The organism is Halalkalibacterium ligniniphilum (assembly GCF_000334155.1).
Lineage (GTDB): Bacteria > Bacillota > Bacilli > Bacillales > Bacillaceae_D > Halalkalibacterium > Halalkalibacterium ligniniphilum.
Map to the genome: position 1 here is coordinate 1 of NZ_ANNK01000134.1, position 25,792 is coordinate 25,792.

Here is a 25,792-nt window from a genome sequence, read left to right on the forward strand (position 1 = left end):
GTCAAAGAAATATCTTCTGCTTTAGCCCCTAGCTCGATGGCTAGCGCTGCTTCTCCAATTAATGAAGATGCATCAGGACCAACCATTTGAACCCCTAAGACCCTATCAGACTCCTTCTCTACAACGATTTGTACAAATCCTTCCGCCTGCTGTGTTGAGAGCGCTCGCCCATTGGCTGAAAAAGGTGATTTCCCTACCGTAATTTCAAATCCTTTTTCTTTGGCAGCATCAGGACTAAGTCCAACTGTCGCGATTTCAGGGTCAGTAAAAATGACCGCAGGCATTGCAAAAGCATCCATTTCACTTGCTTTGTTTGAAAGAGCTTCTGCGGCTACAATTCCCTCTTTCGAAGCCTTATGTGCCAGCATAGGACCTGTGGCTACATCACCGATTGCAAAGATTGAGAACTGACTTGTGCGACATTGTTGATCGGTGACGATGAAGCCTTTTTCATTCACTTCTACTCCGATTTCCTCTAATCCAAGCTGTTCACTATTCGGTCGGCGCCCCACAGAGACTAGTAGCTTATCGGCGGTGATTGAACGCTCCCCTAGAGATGTGTCTAGCACTAGCTTCATTTGAGCTCCAATTTTTTCATGGGCCTTAATCTTAGTACCTGTGAATACATCTACATCGATTTTTTTAAGATTTTTGTACACAGGCTGAATCAACTCAAGATCGGTACCTGGTAACAATTGATCCTGCAATTCAATGATCGTAACCTTTGCTCCTAGCTTTGCATAGGCTGTTCCTAATTCTAGCCCAATGTAACCACCTCCCATCACGACCAATTCGTTTGGCACATCCGTCAATTGTAAGGCTTCTGTGGAACTAATCACCGTTTCCCCGTCAAACTCAAACCTAGGAATTTCATTGGGCCGGCTACCTGTTGCAATAATGGCATACTCAAATTCAAAAAGCTCACGGCTCTCCTCAGACATAACCTCGATCTTGTTTTTACCGATGAATCGAGCCTCCCCTTTTACGACATTAACTTTGTTGGACTTTAACAAGGCATTAACACCATTTGTTAATTTGCTAACAATGGATTGCTTCCAATCCATCATTTGATTCATCTCAAAGGAAGCGTCGGTTACTTTCAGTCCAAACACTTCTGACTGCTGAAGCTTGTACTTTTGATCTGCTGCATGAATGATTGCTTTAGAAGGAATGCAGCCTCGATTCAAGCACACACCGCCTAAATCTTCCTTCTCTACAAGGGTGACCTCCTTCCCTAATTGAGCGGCTCGTATCGCTGCCACATATCCTCCTGGTCCTCCGCCAATGACTATCACTTGGGTCCAACGAGCTATATCCCCGACAACCATGCCAAATCATCTCCTTAACATCCTCTGATTCATACCCATTGATTTATAAAATGGCTTTGTTTGATGCATGATTATAACTCTAAAAAAAGTAAATGAGGCTTTTCTAGAAGCTCCATGATTCTTTTTAAGAAGTTCGCCGCCATCACACCGTCGATCACTTGATGATCAAACGTTAATCCAATGCTCATGACATAACCAATAGTAATTTCATCATTGGCAACAATCGGTTTTTTCTGAATTTTATTAATCCCTAAAATCGCAACCTCTGGATGGTTGAGGATCGGTGTTCCAAATTGAACAGCTCTCGTTGAGCCGATATTGGAAATCGTGAATGTCCCGCCTTGCATTTCACCCATCTGAAGCTTGCTAGCACGAGCTTTCTCCGATAATTCGCTCATTTCTTCCGACAGCTGCAGTAAATTTTTTGCATTGGCTCGTTTGACCACTGGAACCATCAGACCAGCTGTCGTATCAACAGCGATGCCAATGTTGTATGCCTTTTTCAACACGATCTCCTGGGCATCCATATCCAACGCTGCGTTCAGATACGGGAACTCCTGTAAAGCACGAACGGTAGCCTTAATAATAAATGGAAGATACGTCAGCTTTACTCCTTTATCCCGTCCATCCTCATTTATTTTCTTTCTCAGCGAGACAAGCGCCGTCACATTCACTTCATCCATCACCGTACTTTGAGCAGATGATGACAGGGACTTCATCATATTTTGGGCAATTTGCTTACGAATTCCCTTTAATGGCACTCGTTCATCTGTTTCATCATTTGCGACAACAGGAGATGGATTCCGCTCAGTTCCAGCATTAGACTCCGCCTTTTCTGCCTGGTATGTACCTTTCAAAAAGGCTCTGACATCCTCTTCGGTGATGCGATCACCCTTACCGGTTCCCTTCTTAATCAGCGTGAGATCAACATTTAATTCCCGAGCAATCCTCCGTACGGACGGAACCGCTAATGGAAGATATTTTCGTTTCGAACCACCTTGCACCTGAGTTAGTGCTGACGTATCCGTTACTGATTGCGTTTTTTCAGCTTCAGCCACTTTTGCTGTTTTTTGCGGCTTTGCTTTTTCCGAAGCCGCTTTTCCTAAATCACTCGTTTTAATGGAAACGATGACCGAACCTACTTCTGCCGTATCTCCTTCCTCATAATGAAGGGCTGCTACTTCTCCAGCAACAGGTGAAGAAATCTCTACGACTGCTTTATCGTTTTGCACTTCGACAATTATTTGGTCCTCTTTAATCACATCTCCGGGCTTAATAAACCATTTGACGATTTCACCCTCAGCGATACCCTCTCCAACATCTGGGAGCTTAAATTCATACACCATCCCATCTCCTCCTCCCTATTTCCTGCAATGATTAATAGTCTAAAACTTCTTTTACAGCATGAAGTAACCGGTCCATATTCGGCAGCCATTCCTCTTCAATTTGCGTAAAAGGATATGGCGTATCGTAGCCGGTGACTCGCTTAATCGGACACTGCAAGTAGAGAAACGCTTCTTCCATAATTCGTGTTGCCACTTCTGCTCCAAACCCGTTCGTCCGAACTGCCTCATGGCTAACAATGATGCGGCCTGTTTTTCTGACGGAATTCATCACCGTTTCATAATCAAACGGAACGAGACTGCGTAAGTCGACCACTTCAATGGAAACGCCCATCTTCTCAGCACAGTGTTCAGCTACCTTTGTTGCCGTTACCACTGGAGGCCCCCAGCTGATTAATGTAATGTCCTCTCCTTCTCTTACGACATTCGCTTTGCCGAGGGGAATGCGGTAAGGCTCCTCAGGAACTTCCATTTGATTGGAGCGATACAGACGCATTGGCTCAAAAAAGATCACGGGATCTGGATCATCGATCGCTGAAAGTAACAACCCTTTCGCATCATACGGATTACTTGGAATCACAACCTTTAGGCCAGGCGTATGAGTAAAGAAGGCCTCTATGCTGTCACTGTGCAGCTCCAACGCTCTCACTCCACCGCCAAAAGGGCCACGGATAACAAGAGGTGTTGAAAAGCTGCCACCTGTCCGCATCCGACTGCGAGACAGCTGCGAACAAACCTGATCAATCGTTGCATACATAAAGCCCATAAATTGCATTTCTACAATCGGTCTAAATCCATTTGCAGCAAGTCCTATCGAAGCGCCAACGGTTCCAGACTCAGCCAAAGGAGTATCAATGACTCGGTCTTCGCCAAATTTTTCTTGCAGCTTATCTGTTGCCCGAAATACTCCACCATTTTTTCCTACATCCTGCCCCATCACCAAAACAGTTGGGTTTTCTTCTAGTGCCTGTGAGATTGCTTCATTAATTGCTTGAATCATATTTTTTTGTGCCATCACACATTACCTCCCCTCTGTTGCATGAAAATTTCGCACTTCATCTCTTTGCTTACGAAGATCGTCTGTCATCTCTGTGTAAACCCGATCAAAAATGTCTTCAAGCTTCGTTTTTGGGACATTTTCAAATTCCTCAACGGCCTGTGCAATCTGCTCATTAATTTCTGCCAATACCTTTTCAAATTCAAACTTTTCAAAAATTCCTCTTTTTTCTAAAAATTTTTGATACTTTTCGAGGGGATCACGCTGCTTCCATTCTTCCACGACCGTTTTATCCTGGTATCGGGTCGGATCATCCGCCGTCGTATGAGGCTGCACACGATACGTTAATGCCTCTATTAGGGTCGGCCCATTCCCATTTCTTGCATGTTCAATTGCTTCTTTTGTCACTTTTCGAACTGCAAGAATATCATTGCCATCAACAAGAACTCCTTTGATTCCATAAGCAATCGCTTTTTGAGCAATCGTTGGTGTCGCCGTTTGCTTTGAAAAAGGAACACTAATCGACCATTGATTATTTTGACAGAAGAACACAACAGGTGCTTTGAAAACGGCTGCTATATTTAACCCTTCATGAAAGTCCCCTTTGGAGGTGGCCCCGTCTCCGAAATAGGTTAAGGCAATCTCCTTCTCACCTCTCATTTTAGAAGCCCACGCTGCCCCTACCGCCTGTGGGATTTGCGGAGGAATCATAATCCCATACGGAAAAATATTCACACCCTTGTTGACAGTCCCCCCGTTGTAATGTCCGGCAAAATATAAAAGGGCTGTCACAATGTCCTTTCCAAACATTAACGTCGCACAGAGATCTCTGCCGTAGGGAAACATCCAATCTGACCGTTCAAGGAGGGTGGCACTCCCAACCTGTGCCGCTTCCTGTCCTTTATAAGGAGGATACGTGCCAATTCTCCCCTGGCGCTGCAGACGAAAAACTTTTTCATCTAAGACTCGGGAAAAGAGCATCTTCCTGTATAAATCTAATAATTCCTCGTCCCCTAGATCAACTGACTGCCCTTCAGCCAGACTTCCGTCGTCATGTATGACTCGAACCAAATCAAATTGAACTGTTTGCTCCATCTTTATCCCTCCCATTTTATTTTCTTTCCATGTCCATTTATTAAAACGCTTTCATTAATAATAAAAGCAAAAAATGGGGAGCACATGGCAAGGACTGTATGATTTGATTATAGTTTATTTCGTTTTCAAATACATTTCAAATATATATTTGACGCTCGAATCATACTTATGAGATATTAATCAAAAAGATGAGGGGGACCCTAAAATGGAGTTAAGGCATCTAAGATATTTTGTTACGGTCGCAGAGGAGCTTCATTTTGGAAAAGCTGCTGAGCGGCTTCATATTGCACAACCGCCCTTAAGCAAGCAGATTAAAGATTTAGAAAAGGAACTAGGAGTTTCTCTATTTAACCGCACCAACCGGAAAGTGGAATTAACCTTAGCCGGTATGCTGTTTTTAGAGGAAGCGCGAAAATTGCAGGCTCAGCTTGAGCATGCGCAAAACGTGGCAAGATGGGCTCACCGTGGTGAGGTGGGAAGCCTTGTATTGGCTTTCATTGGTTCAGCCAACTATGATTTGATTCCTTTAATGAAGGGCTACCGGAAACGTTTCCCTAAGGTCGACATCACCCTTTCACAAATGTTAACGCCCAATCAAATGGAGGGACTATCAAAAGGAACGATTGATATCGGCATCATGCGTCCCCCTTCCACCAATGACGAGCTAAACTTCGAGACGATTCGGCGTGAACCGTGGGTCGCTGCATTACCGGAAGGACATCCTTTGTTGGAGCTCGGTGAGCCGTTACCGCTCTATGCTTTAAAAGATATGCCAATTATTTTATACCCAAGAAACCTTGTCGGACCAAGATTTTATGACGCGATCATGAAGCTTTGCTATGATGCAGGCTTCAGTCCAAATATCGTCTACGAAGCACCAGAAATGCAAACAACGGTCGCCCTTGCCGCATCAGAGCTTGGCATCGCGTTAGTTCCCTATTCCATTCAATTTTTATTTAATAAAGGGGTTGTTTTTCGAATGCTGGATGACCAAACACCTAGCGCAGAAATAGGGGTTGCCTGGAGAAAAGAAGAAACCTCCCCTTTAGTCCATTCCTTCCTCAGCTTTTGTAGGGAGGTCTCGGTTTTACAAGAGGTACAAAACAGCCATGGTATGGCATGGGAAGAACATGAGGATAAGGCGTAGTTTTGCTGCATGAGGGTAATAAAGCAGCTGAATTTTGGCGACTTAAAGCCGCATTCTACAGCTCGAAGAATGCGGCTTTTTTTAAATAGTTGAAAATTTTCATAGCCTTACATTTCAATGGGAAAATTCAAGATAAAAAGTTATTAAAAATTTGCGCCTAAATTAAAAAAGCCATACAAAGTTGTGATCAAGTTTGAGTGGCTAAATGAGATACTATGAGATTTTATTAGAGTTTACCTCAAAAAAGTTCTACCAAAATGGTTTAACTAAAAAAGCAATCGGGCATAGTCTTAATAAAGAACCTAGAAGGCTAAACTCTTAAAATTTCTACCAATGAATTACAGCTAGAGTTTTTGAATAAATTTTAATGTATTGATTGCTATTTTGATTACATGCTGATAATATAAAGAAGCATGAATTGGAAAGCTAATATTCAAAAATCTTGAGTATTTCCAAGCAGATAATTTTTGACCACTTCCTTTAAGGAAGTTAAGGCCATACGGACAGCCGGGTCAAATGCCGATTGGCAACTTTAGTTGCCTTATTGATTGAGTTAAAAGCTCAAATTTTATAAGTTGGTTACTTTACAACCAGTGCATATGCACACAACTTGTGAAACGGTCAATAAGAGTGGTAAAAGTAATTATTTGCTTTATAGACTCTGATCCTATGATATATTTTGAATATTAATAAGCTTACCTATAATGTCTCAGGATTTTTAAGGTAGACGTATACGCATGACTTTTGTCATTGATATACCTATGCTTTTTTAATATTGATAAATATATTTAAAGCACGTGTTGTGCGCAATTATGCGTTTTACACTTGCTTTTTTTATTGCCCAAAACCTTGAATGGTTTTGACAATAATCTATTTCTACAGGTTGCTATGGAAATCCTCTTTGCTTTACAAAAATTTAAGTTAGGAGATAGGAGAATGGGAAAAGCGCTTATTATCGGTTGTGGTGGAGTGGCATCAGTAGCCATCCATAAATGTGTTCAAAACAGTGATGTATTTGAAGAGATTTGTATCGCAAGTCGTACAAAATCAAAATGCGATGACTTAAAAGCCAAGCTAGATGGCGGCAAAACAAAAATTACAACTGCACAAGTGGATGCAAATAATGTGGACGAGCTGATTGCTTTAATTGAAGAGGTAAAACCAGATATTGTGATGAACTTAGCTTTACCGTATCAGGATTTAACAATCATGGATGCTTGCCTTGCAACAAAAACAAACTATTTGGATACAGCAAACTATGAGCCAGAAGATACGGCAAAATTTGAATATAAATGGCAATGGGATTATCGCAAACGCTTCGAAAAGGCTGGTATTACAGCTCTTTTAGGCAGCGGATTTGACCCTGGTGTAACAGGTGTATTTTCTGCTTATGCGCTTAAGCATCACTTTGATGAAATTGAGTATATCGATATTCTCGACTGTAACGCAGGTGATCATGGCTATCCGTTTGCAACGAATTTCAATCCTGAAATCAATATTCGTGAAGTTTCAGCCAACGGAAGATATTGGGAAAATGGTGAATGGATCGAGACGAAGCCAATGGAAATCAAACGCGTTTATAACTTCCCTGAAATTGGCGAGAGAGATATGTATTTGCTTTACCATGAAGAACTTGAATCTCTTGCTGTAAACATCCCAGGAATTAAGCGTATCCGTTTCTTCATGACATTTGGTCAAAGCTACCTTACTCACTTAAAGTGCCTTGAAAATGTAGGAATGACTTCCATTGAGCCGATTGAATTCGAAGGAAAACAAATCATTCCGCTTCAATTCTTGAAAGCAGTATTACCAGATCCTGCTTCACTTGGACCACGCACAAAAGGAAAAACGAACATCGGTTGTATCTTCAAAGGTAAAAAGGACGGAAAAGATAAAACGTATTACCTGTACAATGTTTGTGACCATGAGGAATGCTACAGAGAAGTGGGTTCCCAAGCCGTTTCTTATACAACAGGCGTTCCTGCTATGATCGGAGCGATGATGGTGATGACTGGAAAATGGAATAAACCAGGCGTATACAATATTGAAGAATTTGATCCAGATCCATTCATGGAAGCACTGAACAAGTGGGGTCTTCCATGGAAAGAAGATTTTAATCCAGAGCTTGTAGATTCTGAGCCTATTAAAGAAAAAGAGTCGGAGCTTGTTCGTTAAGATGCGGTTTGAAGAATTACCAACACCATGTTATGTAGTCGATGAAGGTCTTCTGGAAAAAAACCTAAAAATCCTGAACGGCGTCATGCAACGTACAGGATGTAAGATTATATTGGCACAAAAAGCATTTTCGATGTTTAAGATGTATCCTCTCATTGCAGAGTATTTAAGTGGTACGACAGCAAGCGGCTTATTCGAGGCTCGCCTCGGCTACGAGGAAATGGGCAAAGAAAATCATGTCTTTGCCCCTGCCTATCGTGAGGATGAAATCGAGGAAATTATCTCGATTTGTGACCATATCATCTTTAACTCCTTCTCACAGCTGGAAAAATATAAAGAGAAAGTGCTTCAAGCTGGTAAAAAAGTGGGCTTGCGCATCAATCCTGAATGCTCTACCCAAGATGGTCATGCCATTTATGATCCGTGCTCACCAGGTTCTCGGTTTGGTGTAACCAAAGAGCAGTTTCGTCCCGAATTGCTTGAAGGTGTTTCAGGGCTGCATTTCCACACACTTTGTCAACAAAACGCTGACGATTTAGCAACCACTCTTGAAGCAGTGGTAGAAAAGTTTGGACAGTGGCTCCCGCAGATGGAATGGATCAACTTCGGCGGCGGTCACCATATCACAAGAGAAGACTATAACATTCCATTACTTGAAAAATGCATTAAAAGCATGCAGGAAAAATACGGTTTAGAAGTCTATCTTGAACCAGGTGAAGCTGTTGCTCTCAATGCTGGATATCTTGTGACGACCGTCCAAGATACAATCCAAAATGGAGTCGATATTGCGATTCTTGACACTTCTGCATCTTGTCATATGCCTGATGTATTGGAAATGCCTTACCGTCCCCCTCTTTTAGGATCAGGAGAAGCAGGAGAGAAGCCATTTCTTTATCGACTTGGCGGCTCAACCTGTATGGCAGGCGATGTAATAGGCGATTATTCATTTGATCAACCATTAAAAATCGGCGATCGTTTAATTTTTGGTGATATGGCGATTTACTCAATGGTGAAGAACACGACGTTTAACGGTATGGGACTTCCAGCCATTGCTATACAAGATAAAAACGGAGATTGTCAGGTCGTACGCGAATTTGGCTATCAAGATTTTAAGATGAGACTAGCTTAAAATTCATAAGTGATATATCTCTGTAATAAAAAAATGTCCCTCACACAGGGCTTTTAAAGAACCAGATTCTGAAACATGAATCTGGTTCTTTGTCTAATAAACGGATAAAATCATTTATCTTTCTTACCATATACTTTTAGTCTTGGCTCAACCTAGAGTATCATCTAACTTAACTTTTTCAAATCCTAACCTTAGGATTGTCCTTAAAAGTGATATTGAGTTAAGCCTTTTGCAATTTTCTAAGAAAAAACGCATGTGATTTCATAAAGAAATACATGCGTTCTATTTGATAATCTCTTTGAGATCAAACTGCCTAGTCTTCACCGCTTTTATTGGACTAATTCAAGTTCAACAGGAATAAACTCCTCCACTGTATTACCTTCGTTTACTTCAATAGCAATTTGAATAGCTTGAACACCAATTGCTTCAGGCTTCTGCGCCACTGTGGCAGCCATTTTTCCATCTTCAACAGCTTTTACTGCATCATCCGTTGCATCAAAACCAACCACTAATACATCTTCAATCCCTGCACTTTCCAATGCAACAATTGCTCCTAGTGCCATCTCATCATTATGAGCAAAAATGGCATCGATTTCACGGTTACTTTGTAAGATGTTTTCCATTACCGTCAACCCTTGTGCACGGTCAAAATCAGCAGATTGACGTGCAACAACTTCAATTCCAGTTTCATTTGTAATTGAATTATTGAACCCTTCACCCCGTTCACGAGCTGCAGAAGAACCAGGAATCCCTTCTAATTCAACAACTTTTCCAGCTCCACCAAGCTGCTCAATAATAAATGCTCCTGCCATTTCTCCACCTGCAATGTTATCAGAGGCAATATGAGCGACTACCTCTCCACCTTCCGCGTTACGATCTACTGTAATAACTGGAATTCCTGCATCGTTTGCAGCTTTAATCGAAGATGTAATCGCTTCTGAATCTGCTGGGTTTATAAGCAGTACTTGAACACCTTGCTGAATTAAATCTTCAATGTCGTTCGCTTGTTTCGATGGATCATTTTGCGCATCTACCGTCGTAATCTCAATACCATGTTTTGCCGCTTCTGCTTCAGCACCTTCATTTAATGTCACAAAGAATGGATTGTTTAATGTTGAAATCGAGAAACCAACTTTAAGCGTTGCATCCTCTGTACCTTGATTCTCACTACTTGTCGTGTTACTAGAACCTGGTGCATCTGTTGAACAACCAACTAGAAATAATACCCCAACGATTGCAAATAGAAATCCTTTTACCCATTGCTTCATGTTCATTTCCCCCTTGTTATTAGTGTGATAGATTAAGCTGACTTTTTACGATCTAATAAGACTGCTAGTAGAATAACCCCTCCTTTAATTACTTGTTGGTAGAACGATGATACATTTAATAAATTAAGACCATTATTCAAAATTCCAATAATTAAGGCCCCAATTAACGTTCCAAAGATCCAGCCACGTCCACCTGTTAAACTCGTTCCGCCGAGAACAACTGCTGCAATTGCATCTAATTCATAGGTTGTTCCAGCTGTTGGTTGTGCCGAATCTAATCGTGAAGTTAAAATAATTCCAGCTAATGCTGCGAGTAAGCCTGTCAAAGAGTAGACGTAGATTTTGATACGCTCAACTTTTAACCCTGATAAAATAGATGCTTCCTCGTTTCCCCCGATCGCGTACACACTGCGACCGAATGTTGTTTTCTTTAAAATAAAATAGAGAATACCATAAGCAATTAACATACTGATTACAGGAAACGGAATATAAAAAACATAGCCACTTCCCATCATTTGAAATGTAAAACTATCAGAAAGTCCAGTAATCGGACGGCCCTCTGTATAAACGAGTGTTAGACCCCGATAAATCGTCATTGTTGCTAAAGTAGCAATAAAAGGTGCGACTTTTCCCTTTGTAATGATTAATCCATTCATTGCTCCCATCACAGCACCAGCTAAAAGCCCAAGCAATATGGCAAGGATAGGATCCATCCCCCCTGTTAGCATACCTGCTGTAATAGCTGCAGCAAGCGCTAAGATTGAACCAACAGATAAATCTATTCCACCTGTTAAAATGACAAACGTCATACCAAATGCAATCAACGCATTAATCGATACTTGACGTAACACATTCAACAGGTTATTTATCGTTAAAAAGTCATTACTAAGAATCGATAAGATGATGATTAATAAAGAAAGACCGATTAGTGGACCTAGCTTTTGAATTGTATTAAGAGAACGCTTCATGTTCCTTTCCCTCCCGTTGCTGCTTGCATGATACCCTCCTGATCCGCATCCTCACGATTAATAATAGCTGTTACCCTACCTTCGTGAACAACCATAATTCGGTCACTCATCCCTAAGATTTCAGGTAACTCAGAAGAAACCATAATAATGGAGACCCCTTTTTCTGCTAGTTCATTCATAATGTTATAAATTTCTTTCTTGGCACCAACATCAACCCCTCTAGTCGGTTCATCTAAAATTAAGACGCGTGGGTTAATACCAAGCCATTTGCCGATAACGACTTTTTGTTGATTGCCCCCGCTTAGTGACTTCACGATTTGTTCTGAGCCTGATGTTTTAACACGTAGCTTTCGAATCATCTCTTCCGCAAAGGCATTTTCCTTCTTCGATCGCATCACGCCATAGCTAGAGAGTGAGTTCAAATTAGTGAGTGTTAAGTTTTCTCGAACCGTTAGCCCCAGTACTAATCCCTCACTTTTGCGATCTTCGGTAATAAATCCGATTCCTTCTTTAATCGCATCATACGGATTTTTAATACTCACTTGTTTGTTATCAAGGTAAATTCTTCCGCTATGTGTCGGCAAAGACCCAAAAATTGCTTCCATAATTTCTGTGCGTCCTGCCCCCATTAATCCAGCCACTCCAAATATTTCGCCTTTCCCTACAGAAAAGCTCACATCTTGAAAATAACCATCGCTAGTTAGCCCTTCAACACGTACTCGTTCGCCTTCTGGTCTTACCGTCCGTTCAGGAAAACGCTCCCCTAGCTCACGTCCTACCATCATTTTGACGATTTCATCAAAGTTCGTATCTTTAATGCTCTTCGTTCCAACCGATGAACCATCTCGTAAAACGGTAATCCGATCACAAACTCTGAATATTTCTTCCATTCGATGTGAAATATAAACGATGCCGACACCTTGATCTCTCAATCTTAAAATCACCTTGAATAAAGCCTCAATTTCTCGATCGGTTAACGCTGCAGTTGGCTCATCCATGATGAGAATATCGCCATTAATGGATACTGCGCGAGCAATTTCAACCATTTGCTGTTGACCAACTGACAAATGACCTGCCTCAACATTGGGATCGATATCTACCCCTAAACGCTGTAAATACTCCCTTGTTTTCTTTATCATTTCTTTAGTTTTAATAATGCCAGTTTTGCCATACGTTAACTGCCGGCCAAGAAAGATATTTTCAGCAACGGTTAATTGTGGAATGATGTTTAACTCTTGATGCATAACGGCAATACCCATTTCCTCCGCTTCCTTTGCCGTTTTAAAATCAACCTCTTTTCCTTTAATAGAAATGACTCCTTTATCACGACTGTAAATACCCGTAAGGATTTTCATAAGCGTCGACTTACCTGCACCATTTTCTCCCATCAATGCATGGATTTCACCTGGAAGTAATTCAAAATTAACCTTGTTTAGAACATTAACTGAACTGAAACTTTTACAAATATTACTCATCTGCACTAATGATTCAAATTGGTTTGACATTAAAAAAATCACCCCCGCATGTAAAATGCTATTTGCATAAGGCTTGCCTCTCCAGCACGAATAATTGCTTTTGACCGTTGTGAAAGTTCTTTAAATGACTCATGCGTAACATATTGCGCATTCTTTCCATCAATCATTCCCTAAATTTGTGTATGTATTGTAGGATTCATTTCACTGATCTCTGATGCAAGTGTGATAGATTCAACTTCCATGTCCGCTAAAATAATTTCTAATGTATCAATGAAACTTGGTATACCTACTTTCATTGATAGATCAATCCGCTTTACATGGTCAGGAATCGGCAATTACAATGAAATCTGTATGACCTAGCTTTGCCAATACTTCTGAAATATGGCTGTTTAAGATAACGTTATTTTTCACCTTCATCACCTACCTTTGTTACCGAATCATTGTGTTAGCCCTCTTTTATTTAGAAATGCCTCTACCTTTTCCCTAGTTGGCATACCGCTTTGTGCACCTAACTTTGTCACAGCTAATGCCCCAACCGCTGATGCAAATCGGCAAGCCTCTTTTAAATCCTTATTCTCTGATAAGGCAACTGCTAGAGCACCATTAAATGAATCACCTGCCCCTGTCGTATCTATAACTTCAACAGAAAAACTTTCTAAGTGGGTTGGGGTGCCTTTATGTAAAAAGCTAACCCCCTTTTCTCCTTTAGTAATAATTAGCTTATCAATAAGATTGGCAACATCCACCAACGCAAATTCATCTACCTCATGTTCGTTTGGGGTTAAATATGTAATCTTCTCAAGCAAAGATTGTGCTAAAGGTTGGATAGGTGCTGGATTCAAAATAACCGGCACGCCGTGCTTATGCGCTAGTTCAATCGAATATTCAACGGTCTTAATCGGAATTTCTAATTGAAGTAAAACAATATCACTTACGGCGATCGTATCTTCAAACTCATCAATTAGTTCAGGTGTCACCTCTTCATTTGCTCCAGGAACAACAATAATACTGTTATCTCCTTCGCTTAATGTAATAGAAGCAACCCCGGTACTCAAATGTGTAACCGGTTCCACATTACATAATGAAACACCTTCTCTTTGTAAATGTTCCCTTAATTCCTTACCAAATGCATCATCACCCACTCGTCCTAAAAGCGTTACATCCGCTCCTAATCGAGCTGCCGCAACCGCTTGGTTGGCTCCTTTACCTCCAGGAACCATCATGAACGATTCACCTATTAATGTCTCTCCCACCTTCGGACGCTTTTTTGTCGACGTAATCAAATCCATATTAATACTGCCTACAACAGTAATTTTAGGTCGCTTCATCTGAATTTTTCACTTCCTCTTTGTCGATTGTCGTTCAATCAATTGTACGTCAAACGAGTAGGATCCTTGAGACTTTTCAAACCTTCCTTCGATTAAATTAATTAAAGTCTCTGCCGCTCGGTATCCCATTTCATAGATCGGCTGTGCAATTGTCGAAAGCTGTGGACTTGTCACTTCGCATAAATAGATACCATCAAACCCAATAACCGCTAAATCGTCTGGTACAACTCTTCCTGTTTGCTCAGCTGCTTTTAATACACCAACAGCCATGACGTCGTTTCCTGCAAATATTCCATCAACGTCTGGATTATTTAACAATAACTCCTTCGTCACCTCTGTCGTTTTTTTTATATCATAGCTTCCATTTGCAATTAGAGTTTCTTCTAACATACCATTACTTTCCATCTCATCATAATAACCAAAACATCGATCATCTGCCGTACTAATATGAAGCGGCCCGCGAATATGTGCAATTTTTTTACAGCCAATATCAATTAAATAACGCGTTGCTTTTCGTGCTCCCTCATAGTTCTTTGAAGCGATTATTGGAACATTACTTTCAAAGATTCGGTCTAATGAAATAATTGGAACGTTTAGTCCATCAACATCACTAGCTGTAAGCGTGCTCGTTACAATAATGAATCCATCGACATATTTTTGTTTTAAAACTTCTATATATTCTTTTTCCTTACCCGCTTTCTCATCACTATTACAAAGAATCAACGTATAATTATTCTTGTTCAAGACATCTTCAACCGCTCTAGCCAATTCAGGAAAAAATGGATTTTTAATATCAGGAACAATTAAACCTATTGTTTTTGATGATTTTTTATATAGACTTCGTGCAACTGAATTCGGTGTGTAATTTAATGCTTGGATTGCTGCCAACACTTTTTTTCTTGTATCTTCATTTACATATCCATTGCTATTTAACACCCTTGATACTGTCGCAACAGAGACCTCTGCTTCCTTTGCTACATCTCGAATCGTTGCCATACTAACCTCTCCAGTACATAGTATGTGTAACCGGTTACATAAGTATATTTTATATTTAATTGTATATTCTGTCAATTAAAAATTTTGATGTCTCAGAGCCCTACTACCAATACAAAGCTTCTAAAATAACAGGCTTTACTGTAAGAAACGGCATCACAATTAAAGCGAGTTGCAATTGCACGCTGAATTAGTTTTTGTGAGTCGAGATAACGTTGCTGTGATGTCGTGCCTCGCAAGATGACAGCTACTTAATCATAATCATTACCATTCGCTTCAGCAAACAACTAAATTATGACGGGGAGCAGTCGTATAGCCTGTTTTCCCTTCAAAAACGATTGATATATAAATCGACTGTCTGGTCGGATCCATTGATTTGTTTTTTTCTATGTTCTTGTTTGACCACCAGCTTGAATTCGATAAACAGCCGTATCTGCTTGCTGACTATCTTCATAAACGTTGAATGTTTTCTAGCTTCTTTTGCAATTAATGCGAGATCATTTGCGGTCGTCACTTGATTGGAATGATGATAGCCGTGCGGATTAACAAAATTCGTATGTGTTGCACCTAATTGACGCGCACGCTTATTCATCATGTTTACAAACGCTTGTTGACTACCTCCAATATGTACGGCAATGGCAACAGCAGCGTCATTCCCCGATGGCAGCATCATCGCATAAAGTAATTGTTCAAGTGTTAATCGGTCACCTGGCATAATACTCGCCCTCAAGTGTATTTGGCATTTAACTGATGTACCAAATGGCAGTATATTTATTCGTTATAATATAATTTATTCATTCTGATTTTGTCGCTTGACATGGAGCCTCTGGACAGATTTTTTTGAAAAGACCACAACAACAAGCTTTTCTGGGCAATTAGCCTAACCCATCCGCCACTCCATGTAAAGCGCAATGTATTCAAAAATATACTGCCACGAACAGCATTTTTTATGTGCACAAACAGTTATTATTACCTGCTTAAAGAAGATTGCACAAATTGAACCTGCCTCTGAATCTCTTATTTTCAGAGACCAAGAAGTGTTTCTTAGCAATGGACAGAATGGAACGAAAATGACCCATCCTTTACGTCTCGTTGAAACCAAAGATCGTGAAGGAAACACGGTGATCATCGTCACGAATTGCTTTGAGCTCTCCGCTAACGAAATAGGCGAGCTTTACCGCTATCATTGGAAAATCGAAACCTTCTTTAAGTGGATGAAACAGCACCTTAAAGTCAAAAGCTTCTACGGAAAAAGCGAGAATGCCGTTTGTAATCAAATCTGGATCGCTCTCATCACGTACTGTTTACAAGTTTCTATGCAACAAAGTGTCAATCATAAGAATCCCTTACTTGACATCAAACAAACGTTGAAAACCCTCTTAATTCAATGGATTTAATGCCTTCATTCGGTCTCTTTTTAGGCAGCAACACGCTCCTCGAAGGTCGGCGAAAGCTCAACTGGGAAGAAAAATTCCGAACCATTGAGCATTAAATCGATGAAGGTGAGGTGAGCCATTTAGACGATTTAACGTACGACCCGCTGTTTAACTAGAGAAAAATCTGTAAAATTGCGGAAAAGGACTACCTTTTATCTTACAGTTGTTCTTTTTTTCACTTAGACTCAAATCATTAAAAGCGTAATATTCTAACTTTTTTTAACTGACTAAAAAACAGTAAGCTGACACCAACTGAATTTGTTTATGCAATGCTAATAGCACAAAATATTTTATACTCTCAGTGTTCATGAATGAATCTTTACTTATTTAATTTGAGGTTTTTCAAAGAAATACTTTTACATTTTGCACTAACTTTTAATAACCGACTGCCCCTCCATCGCCACGGGGATCTGCTTCCCCATACTTGACATTGGTAACTGGGTCAATCAAAATTGCTCCTGCATGTCCCTATCAGTCCTTATTTATTTTGATAAAACGGATTGTGCCCAACACCTTTCCCTGACGGCATTGCTCCCGGTACACCATCAGATTCTAATAATGGCCAAATGATTAACTTTACTGGCCACTCTTTACGTTCAAAAAGCTCATAGTGGAGCACTTTTCTATCTTCTTCGGGAATATCAATTGTTTGTAAAGATTCTCTTAATTTGATTTTAGTAATTTGCCAAAATACTTTTTCGGGAATAGAATAGACCTCCGATAACGACTCCATTATTGCTGCCAGGTTTACTTGTGTTCCAAGAGATTGGATGTAATAAATTAACTTTTCAATCGTTTCATTATATAAGCTATTTGAATACCCAGGTCTTATATGGTAGCCAGGATCTTTAATTTGGTGTTTATCTAAATAAGGTTGATGTAGACGCACTGAATCATGATCTCTAAATAATAATCCAATTATTTCGTTGTGTTTCATCACAACACAACAGTTTTGGCCATGTATTTCTGGTACAATCCCAACTTTAAATAATCTCATCGTAATATCATAAAACGTAGTTGCTAAATCCGTATAAAAGTTGATAACATCTTCTTTTGATAAACTTTCTCCTAATATTTCAGTTAGAAAATGGCTATCTTGCACCACAACCCCTAAAGAAGACATAGGGATAATTTTATAATCTGTTTTCAAAATTTCTTGTGGATATATTCTTACCTGGGCGGCTAAATGACGAGGATGATCATCAAAAAGCCCCATAGATTTAGGCATGTATCCCCACCAGTTTTTTTCTTCACATAAAAATACTCTATTTTCTAGTGTCTTATCACAAGCTACTGCTTGGCGAAACATCTGTTCTCCAACAATCCCATTTAATAATTTAACGACAGGCAAGTACCTAGCAGCGCCTAAAGATTTAACACTAATTGGTAGCTTTAACATTTTCGTTGATTCATTGAGGGATGTTAACGATCGTACTGAGGATGTTGCTAAGAAATCACCAATTTTTGAATCTAATACGATGATTGTTTTATCCTCTAACTCTTTTTTAAAGTTTAGTAAGATAATATTTTTAAGTTGCCATGGATGGACAGGGATAATCGTATATTTTTCTATCGATATTCCTTTTAAAAATAACTCTTTTTCAATGATAGCTTTTTGCTCGTCGTTTAACACATCGAGACTTTCAATTTCACTCCCTGAGGCTCCTTTTACTATTGAGTCATTACATATAGCTACCCAACATAAAGTCGTCTTTTTTTTAAATTCAGCCATATATTTTTGATAATCCTCTGGTGTAAAACCTATTTTTGCTTTAGACAAAGGATGAAATGGCCGATCGCGTAGCGATGATATCATCTCACCTTTAACAAACCAATCATAAGATGAGTTAGGCCTAATTGATTGATAATCTTCCATCAGTTCTAAACTAAGATTTAATTGCTGGATAGATACGGATAATCCATCTAAGAAGTCTTCTACACCTGGATGTGCATATGCTTCTTTAGATAGTGTATTTCTTAACACAAATTGGCTTAGTTCTAAAGGTGAACTGATTTCTACCCAATCATGGTTCTCCTTCTTGTAAATGGAAGAACCAGACACCCATTGATAACCCTGTCGATAACCTTTTTCTAATAAAAAACATAATTTATCAATATAAATCAATGTTTGCTCACATTCTGGATACAACTTTTGAATAATGTTTGGAGCGTCAAAAACCATTTTTGTTGTATGTTCATTGATAGTGAAAAAATCCTCAGCAATAAATACATTCATTAAATCTTTTATGATTAATTGTTTAGCCGTAACACTTTTTGATTGAGTTATTGTCTCATTCATAATGATTCCCCTCTATGTAGTAAAAATTTGGATGTGGATGGCCTAAAAAGTCATGATGAGAAATCGTCCAACAATATGCACCTGACTTCTCAAATATAATAATGTCTCCAACTCGTAAACTTTCCACTTTAGCATTTTCATATAGCCGATCCTTCGGGGTACATAACTCACCAACAATCGTCACTTTCGAATTTTGGACTTCTGGCCTTTTAAAAGGATAAGACCACCCTTCTTGATGGAAAATGGAAAATGGATGATTATGTCCCCAAGAGGCCGGTAATCTATTATGATGTGTACCACCTCTTAATACAGAAAAACATTTGTCACCAGACACTTTTATATCTACTACTTCGGTAACATAATACCCGTAATCAGCAACGATAAATCTTCCCGGTTCAAAGAAAAGTTGTGTATCACCTAGGTTTTGATATTCTTCACTTTTTGTTAATAAAGACGTAAAAAGTTCCCACTCAAACCCAGGCGTTTCATCATACGAGACTCCAAAACCACCCCCAGCATTAATAACTTTAACGTCTAATCCATGTACCCGCTTCCATTGTTCTACTTTTTGAAGATAATGGTTAACCATTTCTACATGCAAATCTGCTTTTAGGTTATTTGATAAAGAATGGAAGTGAAAACCACATAAATGAACGTGTGTATTTTCTGCCCCTATTAAAATTGATATCGCCTCGTCAATTAATTGTTCATCTATTCCAAACTGGCTTGAATAACCTCCCATTATAATTTTTGTTTCAGGTAATGTTTTTGTTCTAAGATTGATACGTAATAAAACCTGTATATGCTTGTTACTTTCTTTTGCAAATATAATTAATTTTCTTAGTTCTAAGAGGCTTTCTACATGAATATATGACACATTCTCCCTAATTGCTATTTCAAGTTCATAGTTTTTCTTGCCTGGTCCTCCAAACAAAATTGGGATATCTTTAGAAACACCTCTTACTTTTAGCAACTCTCCAATCGATGCAACTTCAAACCCTTTTACTAATGGTAACAAAGCTTCTATAATTCTCTTATCCGGGTTTGCTTTAATGGCATAAAATAAATGTGATTGCCTAGGCATTGTTTTTAACATACTTTTTACATGGTTTTGAATACCTTCTAAATCATAAATATAGGCACATATTGGATCTCTATTTTTATCGTGCCACTCATTTATCAACTTTTTTACATTTTGATTCATTAGAACCTCCAGTTATACTTCGATAATCAGCCAATTTATCCATATATGCTCGGAATGCTGTACCTCGCTCATCCCCTAATACAAAAATATTCGCCCCTATTTCTGACCATTTTTTATGATTGTTATGATTTCTAGAGACGAGTGCGTAAGGAACATTACATTGCCTTGATACTTTATATAGCTTCTCTAAACTTTTTTGTACTTCTGGATGATCTGTATCCCACGGTACAGAGAGTGATTGAGAAAGATCAGCCGCTCCTTCTAAAACGAAACTTATATGTGGTAAAGATAGAATTGTTTCACTTTCATTAATACCTTCTAAGCTTTCGATCATCGGCACGATCATTATTTCTTCGTTTGCCTTTGCAATATAATCGCTTAAAGAATATTTTGCGAAAGCACCTGGCCTTCCGCTATTAAGACTTCTCATTCCAATTGGATGATAGTACGCGTAGTGGATTGCCTTTTCTACTTGTTCCTTATGTTTTACATTAGGGATGACTATACCCTGAGCACCACAATCAAGCACTTTTAATATTTCAGTCCTGTCTACTTTAGAAATTCTAACTAGAGGTGTTATATTCAATAACTCTGCGGCACGAACCATGTCTTCAATTGTTTCCATATTTGTTGATGTATGTTCAAAATCAATGATGACAAAATCAAATTCCGCATATCCAATTAATTCAACCATAATTGGATGTGGTATGGACACAAACATTCCAAAAACGGGTTCTCTTCTTTTTATCTTTTCTTTAAGCTTATTTGGTCTCACTCAAATCACTCCATGCATGTAGCAAAGGGTTTTTCACTTTTCGAAAGTACAATTGACCATCGCCATAAATACGTCGCTTTGTCATTTCTTCTATTAACGCTTCCTCAGAAAATAAGTTAAACATATCAAAACGCTCTTTAAATTCTGGATAGTCATTTTGATAATTTTTTATCGTTTCTACACATTTACGCCAAAAATCTTTCTCACTTAGCCCCAATTTTTCAAATGTAAAACAAATTTCAGTCATACAAATGAAGAAAAAAGCATCATATGTATAGTCTCTAACTTCTCCTACATCAACTGTCTGGATAAACGAGTATCGATTAAATTTCCGATGGCTTTCCGGTTCTAGATTTAATTTCGGTGCCCATTCAGGTTTTAAAAGTTGTTTAGGTGTATACCGAACGCCATCATGCAAATCTTTAATAAGTATTCGTTTTGGGAAATTATTTTCAACGACTAAAATGATATTTTGAGCATGAGATTCTAGTGCTATTCCATGAGTAAACAATAGATGAATGATTGGAAGCGTCACTACTTTAATAAGAGCATCACTCCACTCATTAATCCCATATTGATCTATTGCTGCTTTAATAAATGGCTCTCCATTTTTTTGAACATGTGATAGTGCATTTAATGGCCACGCTTCTTCATGAATAGAAAGATAATTCGATACGTTTTCACGATATATTGCTCCGAATGTGCCATATGTTGAATTATATTGAATTGGATTTAATTCATCATATCGAAAAGAAACTCCCATCACTTCTTTTAAGACGTTAAAGTTCAACTTACTTAAGAAAGTGTCGTTTTTAATAATTTTATCTAGCCAGTCACTAATAAGTGGTGCATTTTGAGTTGTATGATGAGCAAGAATACGGGTTGTTGAAGTATTTGTAATACTTAATGGAAACTTTATATATGTTGCATCTACATTGTTTCGATGTGATAGAGAACGGATTGATTGCTGTGCTCGATAAGTGCTATTTGAAACTCCTAGAATGATAATATCTTTGTCAATCAATTGCTGAATAAAAAGAGATTGAATCTGATGTTCTAATTGCCAAGGATGTACGGGCAATAAAACATATTTTTTACTATCACATCCTTTTTCTTTAAGCACCTTCAAAAAATTATTTTTATCTTCATTTGTCACATGCTGCTTGAGGATTTCATCGAATGAATACCCCTTAGAAAGGTTAACATCTACTAGCTGCTCATTTACCGCAACCCAATATATTAATACTTCTTGATTAAACTCCGGTCCATATGCAAAGTTATCCGCTAAAGAAAAACCAATTCTTGATTTATAGCTTGGATGATAAGGATGACCATCTACCATATGACTTTCTAATGCCTCATAATGCTTATCTTGTTCGGGAATTTGGTTTACTTGGAATTGCTTTGATTGATGGTCTTTTACTAATGTTTCCAATAACTCATTAATAAACTGAGAAGTATTTGCACCTGTTAAGTTATTTTGTATAATCTCTTCAAGAAACAAATATATATTGTTGCATTCCTTCCCTTCTCTTTTAATTGAATTTTTTTTTATTTTTATCTTACCAAAAGACCATTTTTCATCTGCTTTACATGAATAATTGACAATATCCCCTTCCCTATTTATTCCTTTAAAAAATAAATTTCTTTCATCCTTTTCAATGTCAATGATTTCTTCATATATGATTGCTTCCATCGTTTGACGCATAATTCTTTCTTTTACTTCTCCAATGAGGGCTGTTTTTTCCTTATACAAGTAACTTAGCGTTTGCAAACGTTTCACTCCCTGATTTTTTTATTATGTTTTTAACTGGAATGTAGGATGGCGTCTCACTTTTCCCCGTAAGGCAACTCAACATATTCTTTTTTGCATAAAAAGCATTAGTTGTTAGTAAATGATGAACATATTCATTGTTATTATCTTCATACTCTTGACTGAGAAGATCACGCACAATTCCCCAAAAATGTTCCTCTGCTACATTTTCACCTTTAGCTATCGCATGAATCAAAGACCCTAAGTGGTTTACTACAAAGTAGTATGAAGTACGAGCCCAAGTTTCTTCTTTTTGATAAAAAAGAGGGCCCGTTGTATCCGAAAGCTCTTTAACCTTTTCCCTATTAACACTTACTCCTTCTAAATCCCTAATAATAAATGTATGTGGCATTCCGTTTTTGATTGTCAGTAGTGAATTTTGTAAATGTGCTTCAAAGTGAATACCTTTATCCTCTGCTATGCGAACCATTGGTAACAAAGATATTTCTAAATAGCGTCTAAACCATCGATCTATATTTCGACGATCAATAATTGAAAATAAACGAGGTGGCCCTCCTTTAATTGGCTCTTCAATTAAGCTAGACAAGACATAGGTTGATGTTTCATCAAATTCAATCGGTCGATAGGCGATTGTAAATAATTTTGTTATATCTTCATTTGCAAAGTCACAAGTACAAACGCCTTCCTCATAAGAAATATTTGTATATAAATCATTTTCGAAGCAATTCCTCTGTAATAGATAGTTAGCCGCATCCAATGTTCTTCGCATTTGTTCTCGTTTATTGTTCCTTACCATGTTAGTGATTTGGATATTTAACGACAGTTTGATGTTACATTTCATATCAGGAATATATACCGTACGTACTGAAGATGTCGGATAAGCCAACGGGCCAAAGCTACCAAGTGGAATTATTTTTTCTTGCTTTATATAGTCCTTTACTGCTTTGATTGTTTTTACATGTTCATATTGCCAAGGATGAATGGGTAATATTTCATAACTATCCCTTTTATCTTGAAGTACACGTTGTACATTCAAATTAACACTTTTATGAAGGTTGATTCGTCTTTCTTCTGACACCCATTCTTCTTGAAAGACATCCTTTCGGACAGCTAAATAACATAGCTTAAAAGAAGTTCGGAGTTCAGGACAAAAGTTCCTCACTTCATTTTCAGTAAATCCTAATGTGTTTTTAGGAAACGGGTGAAATGGATGTCCATATAACAAAGATTGTTCAGATGATAAATAATCTCGTATCTGATGATTAGCCGAATGCTCTAAAAACAAAGCTAATTTTTGAAAGCTGTTCTCTACTTTATTTAAAAAATCAACAGAACATTCGTTTGTTATGTGCGGATGATGTTGTTTTAGTTCTTTAATGATCAATTGTACTAAATAAACATAACTAAGTGCCTTTCCACTGTTAACATAAAAAGTTTCATATTCGTGTTCACCTATTGCTGAATAAAATCTAAGTTTACCTGATATCATCTCATCACTTGTTGGAAAATAAATTGAAAAAATATTCTTTTTTTGGTTCATGGAAAATAGGTTCGAATTTTCATTATAGAATTCTCTAATATAACAGTTTAATAAGGTCTTGCATGTATGGAAATTTGCTTCTTCTTGACTTTTAAATTGCTGCTCCTTTTTTATCTCCGACATCTACATCCACCTTCTTTCTTTTTATATATAATACAAGTGGTAAAGTTAATAGCATTAAACATCCTAACGCTATGCATTCTTCTTTTAAAGCCATCCATTTTGCATATTCAACAGACTCCCCCGATTGAGCCATCATTTGCCAACGAACATCGTAATATACCGCAAGTAACATTACTGTAAATGAGGAAGTTAAACGTTGTATTGTATTCGATAATACAGATCCTTCGTGTAGGTCTTCTTCGGGTAATGAATTAAGACCGATTGTAGCTACGGTCATATTCGATAATCCATAACCAATACCTCTTACCGACATTAAGAGGACGATGACGATTAATGAAACCTCCTTCGGAACAAATGCAAATAAAGATATTGAAATCACAATAAAACCAATACCGTAAGCAATAAAATTCAATGGCTTACCCGAATCAAGTAAGTTTCCGCCAACCCAAACGAAAAGACTCGTAAATATAGCTGCCGGTATAAACATGGCACCGGTTAAGGAAGGTGATAATAGAAACACCTCTTGAAACATCAACGGAAGAACAAAGATAACACCAAACATTACTGAAGCCTGTACCACAGAAATGATCGTTGAAATCGCATAAATTGGATTACGAAGCAGTTTATAACGAATTAACGGTTCACTTTTTTTATTTTCATTTTGAATAAATTGAACTAGTGCCACTACGCCTAATATCAGCAATATTCCCGAAATCCATCTTGGAATAGTTGGATTTGAAAAAAATTGAATACTTAGACTTAACGCTGTAATACTTAAAATCATCCTTATAATTCCCTTAAGATGGATGATTTTTCTATTGGCTGGTTGGTAGGGTTTAATTTGAGTGCAACACAATAGTAATGAAAAAAGTGCGAATGGGACATTTATCCAGAATAGGTAATCTAATTCTCCAAATTGAATGATAATACCTCCGAGCGTAGGCCCAATAGCTGGTGCAATCGTTAGCAACATTCCCCATACACCGGTCACTTTTCCTCGTACTTCTTTGCCGTAAAAATCAAATAATAAAACCAATGACAGAGGAATCATCAAACCAGCTGCAACACCATGCATGAACCGTACTAACATTACAACGTGTACATATTGGAAAAATAATCCACCTATAATAGAAAACAGACAATATATACTTGTACCTAGAATATATGTTTTCTTCCTACCGAGGCGGTCAACAATGAGTGATGCCAAAGGCATTGTTATTGTCATAGCCAAAAGATAAAGTATAATTATCCATCCACCAATGGTAGTTGATATATCATATATTTGAAGGAAGTTCGGAAGTAAAATATTGAAAGCACTATTAGTCAGCACTAAAGAAAAGGCACCGACTAAGATGGCAAATAAAACGGAATGCTTCTTCAAATACATTACGTGCA

At 38.2% G+C, this 25,792-nt stretch carries 20 protein-coding genes and 1 pseudogene; 4 read left to right on the forward strand and 17 right to left on the reverse strand.

Going from position 1 to position 25,792, the window contains the following annotated elements; translation table 11 throughout:
* The 4 genes from lpdA to pdhA form a co-directional block, all read right to left on the reverse strand.
* Window positions 1–1,328 (reverse strand): dihydrolipoyl dehydrogenase (gene lpdA, locus BLT_RS0116425; RefSeq protein ID WP_017728861.1); only part of this gene is annotated, 1,328 nt, incomplete at its 3' end.
* 71 nt (window positions 1,329–1,399) lie between these two features.
* Window positions 1,400–2,674: a dihydrolipoamide acetyltransferase family protein gene (locus BLT_RS0116430; RefSeq protein ID WP_017728862.1), complete on the reverse strand. Its 1,275-nt coding sequence runs from the start codon at window positions 2,672–2,674 to the stop codon at window positions 1,400–1,402.
* Window positions 2,675–2,705: 31 nt separating this feature from the next.
* Window positions 2,706–3,686: an alpha-ketoacid dehydrogenase subunit beta gene (locus tag BLT_RS0116435; RefSeq protein ID WP_017728863.1), complete on the reverse strand. Its 981-nt coding sequence runs from the start codon at window positions 3,684–3,686 to the stop codon at window positions 2,706–2,708.
* Window positions 3,687–3,692: 6 nt separating this feature from the next.
* Window positions 3,693–4,763 carry a pyruvate dehydrogenase (acetyl-transferring) E1 component subunit alpha gene (gene pdhA, locus BLT_RS0116440; protein ID WP_017728864.1) on the reverse strand — a complete coding sequence of 357 codons (1,071 nt, stop codon included), beginning with the start codon at window positions 4,761–4,763 and terminating at the stop codon, window positions 3,693–3,695.
* Between the two features lie 205 nt (window positions 4,764–4,968).
* Between pdhA and BLT_RS22200 the strand changes: the two genes are divergently transcribed.
* From BLT_RS22200 to nspC, 3 genes are all read left to right on the forward strand, one after another.
* Entirely contained in the window at window positions 4,969–5,910 is a 942-nt protein-coding gene (locus tag BLT_RS22200; protein WP_017728865.1) for a LysR substrate-binding domain-containing protein, read from the forward strand.
* Window positions 5,911–6,846: 936 nt separating this feature from the next.
* On the forward strand, window positions 6,847–8,085 hold the full coding sequence (locus BLT_RS0116450) for a saccharopine dehydrogenase family protein (protein WP_017728866.1): 1,239 nt from the start codon (window positions 6,847–6,849) through the stop codon (window positions 8,083–8,085).
* 1 nt (window position 8,086) lies between these two features.
* Window positions 8,087–9,214 carry a carboxynorspermidine decarboxylase gene (gene nspC / locus BLT_RS0116455; protein WP_026105166.1) on the forward strand — a complete coding sequence of 376 codons (1,128 nt, stop codon included), beginning with the start codon at window positions 8,087–8,089 and terminating at the stop codon, window positions 9,212–9,214.
* A gap of 329 nt (window positions 9,215–9,543) precedes the next feature.
* Here the strand turns inward: nspC and rbsB are convergent, their stop codons facing one another.
* From rbsB to BLT_RS0116485, 7 genes and pseudogenes are all read right to left on the reverse strand, one after another.
* A complete protein-coding gene (gene rbsB, locus BLT_RS0116460) occupies window positions 9,544–10,482 on the reverse strand; it encodes a ribose ABC transporter substrate-binding protein RbsB (RefSeq protein WP_017728868.1) in 939 nt (312 codons plus the stop codon).
* Between the two features lie 32 nt (window positions 10,483–10,514).
* Entirely contained in the window at window positions 10,515–11,450 is a 936-nt protein-coding gene (locus BLT_RS0116465) for an ABC transporter permease subunit (protein WP_017728869.1), read from the reverse strand.
* Window positions 11,447–12,955, reverse strand: coding sequence for a sugar ABC transporter ATP-binding protein (locus BLT_RS0116470; RefSeq protein WP_017728870.1), 1,509 nt, complete (start codon window positions 12,953–12,955; stop codon window positions 11,447–11,449). The genes BLT_RS0116465 and BLT_RS0116470 overlap by 4 nt, the downstream gene beginning before the upstream one ends.
* Window positions 12,956–12,958: 3 nt before the next feature.
* Window positions 12,959–13,336, reverse strand: a pseudogene (gene rbsD, locus BLT_RS24325) (D-ribose pyranase); the annotation flags it as partial.
* A 26-nt stretch (window positions 13,337–13,362) separates the two neighbouring features.
* Window positions 13,363–14,253, reverse strand: coding sequence for a ribokinase (gene rbsK / locus BLT_RS0116475; RefSeq protein WP_017728871.1), 891 nt, complete (start codon window positions 14,251–14,253; stop codon window positions 13,363–13,365).
* A gap of 9 nt (window positions 14,254–14,262) precedes the next feature.
* Window positions 14,263–15,249 carry a LacI family DNA-binding transcriptional regulator gene (locus tag BLT_RS0116480; RefSeq protein WP_017728872.1) on the reverse strand — a complete coding sequence of 329 codons (987 nt, stop codon included), beginning with the start codon at window positions 15,247–15,249 and terminating at the stop codon, window positions 14,263–14,265.
* Between the two features lie 325 nt (window positions 15,250–15,574).
* Window positions 15,575–15,961, reverse strand: coding sequence for a D-alanyl-D-alanine carboxypeptidase family protein (locus BLT_RS0116485; protein WP_017728873.1), 387 nt, complete (start codon window positions 15,959–15,961; stop codon window positions 15,575–15,577).
* Window positions 15,962–16,157: 196 nt separating this feature from the next.
* Here BLT_RS0116485 and BLT_RS24855 point away from each other — a divergent pair, with 196 nt between their 5' ends.
* Window positions 16,158–16,643: a transposase gene (locus tag BLT_RS24855; RefSeq protein ID WP_017728874.1), complete on the forward strand. Its 486-nt coding sequence runs from the start codon at window positions 16,158–16,160 to the stop codon at window positions 16,641–16,643.
* A gap of 517 nt (window positions 16,644–17,160) precedes the next feature.
* Here BLT_RS24855 and BLT_RS0116495 read toward each other — a convergent pair.
* From BLT_RS0116495 to BLT_RS0116520, 6 genes are read right to left on the reverse strand one after another with little or no spacing between them, the layout of a single operon-like run.
* Window positions 17,161–18,981 (reverse strand): IucA/IucC family protein, encoded by a 1,821-nt coding sequence (locus tag BLT_RS0116495; protein WP_017728875.1) that lies wholly within the window; start codon window positions 18,979–18,981, stop codon window positions 17,161–17,163.
* Window positions 18,974–20,185 (reverse strand): type III PLP-dependent enzyme, encoded by a 1,212-nt coding sequence (locus BLT_RS0116500; protein WP_017728876.1) that lies wholly within the window; start codon window positions 20,183–20,185, stop codon window positions 18,974–18,976. The genes BLT_RS0116495 and BLT_RS0116500 overlap by 8 nt, the downstream gene beginning before the upstream one ends.
* The gene (locus BLT_RS0116505; RefSeq protein WP_017728877.1) at window positions 20,154–20,960 is read right to left on the reverse strand and encodes an HpcH/HpaI aldolase family protein; all 807 of its coding nucleotides are present in this window, start codon (window positions 20,958–20,960) and stop codon (window positions 20,154–20,156) included. Before BLT_RS0116505 ends, BLT_RS0116500 begins: the two co-directional genes overlap by 32 nt.
* Window positions 20,947–22,734: an IucA/IucC family protein gene (locus BLT_RS0116510; protein ID WP_017728878.1), complete on the reverse strand. Its 1,788-nt coding sequence runs from the start codon at window positions 22,732–22,734 to the stop codon at window positions 20,947–20,949. Before BLT_RS0116510 ends, BLT_RS0116505 begins: the two co-directional genes overlap by 14 nt.
* Window positions 22,709–24,397, reverse strand: a complete 1,689-nt coding sequence (locus tag BLT_RS0116515; RefSeq protein ID WP_017728879.1) for an IucA/IucC family protein — start codon at window positions 24,395–24,397, stop codon at window positions 22,709–22,711. Before BLT_RS0116515 ends, BLT_RS0116510 begins: the two co-directional genes overlap by 26 nt.
* Entirely contained in the window at window positions 24,366–25,784 is a 1,419-nt protein-coding gene (locus tag BLT_RS0116520; RefSeq protein WP_236611106.1) for an MFS transporter, read from the reverse strand. The genes BLT_RS0116515 and BLT_RS0116520 overlap by 32 nt, the downstream gene beginning before the upstream one ends.
* Between the last annotated feature and the right edge of the window lie 8 nt (window positions 25,785–25,792).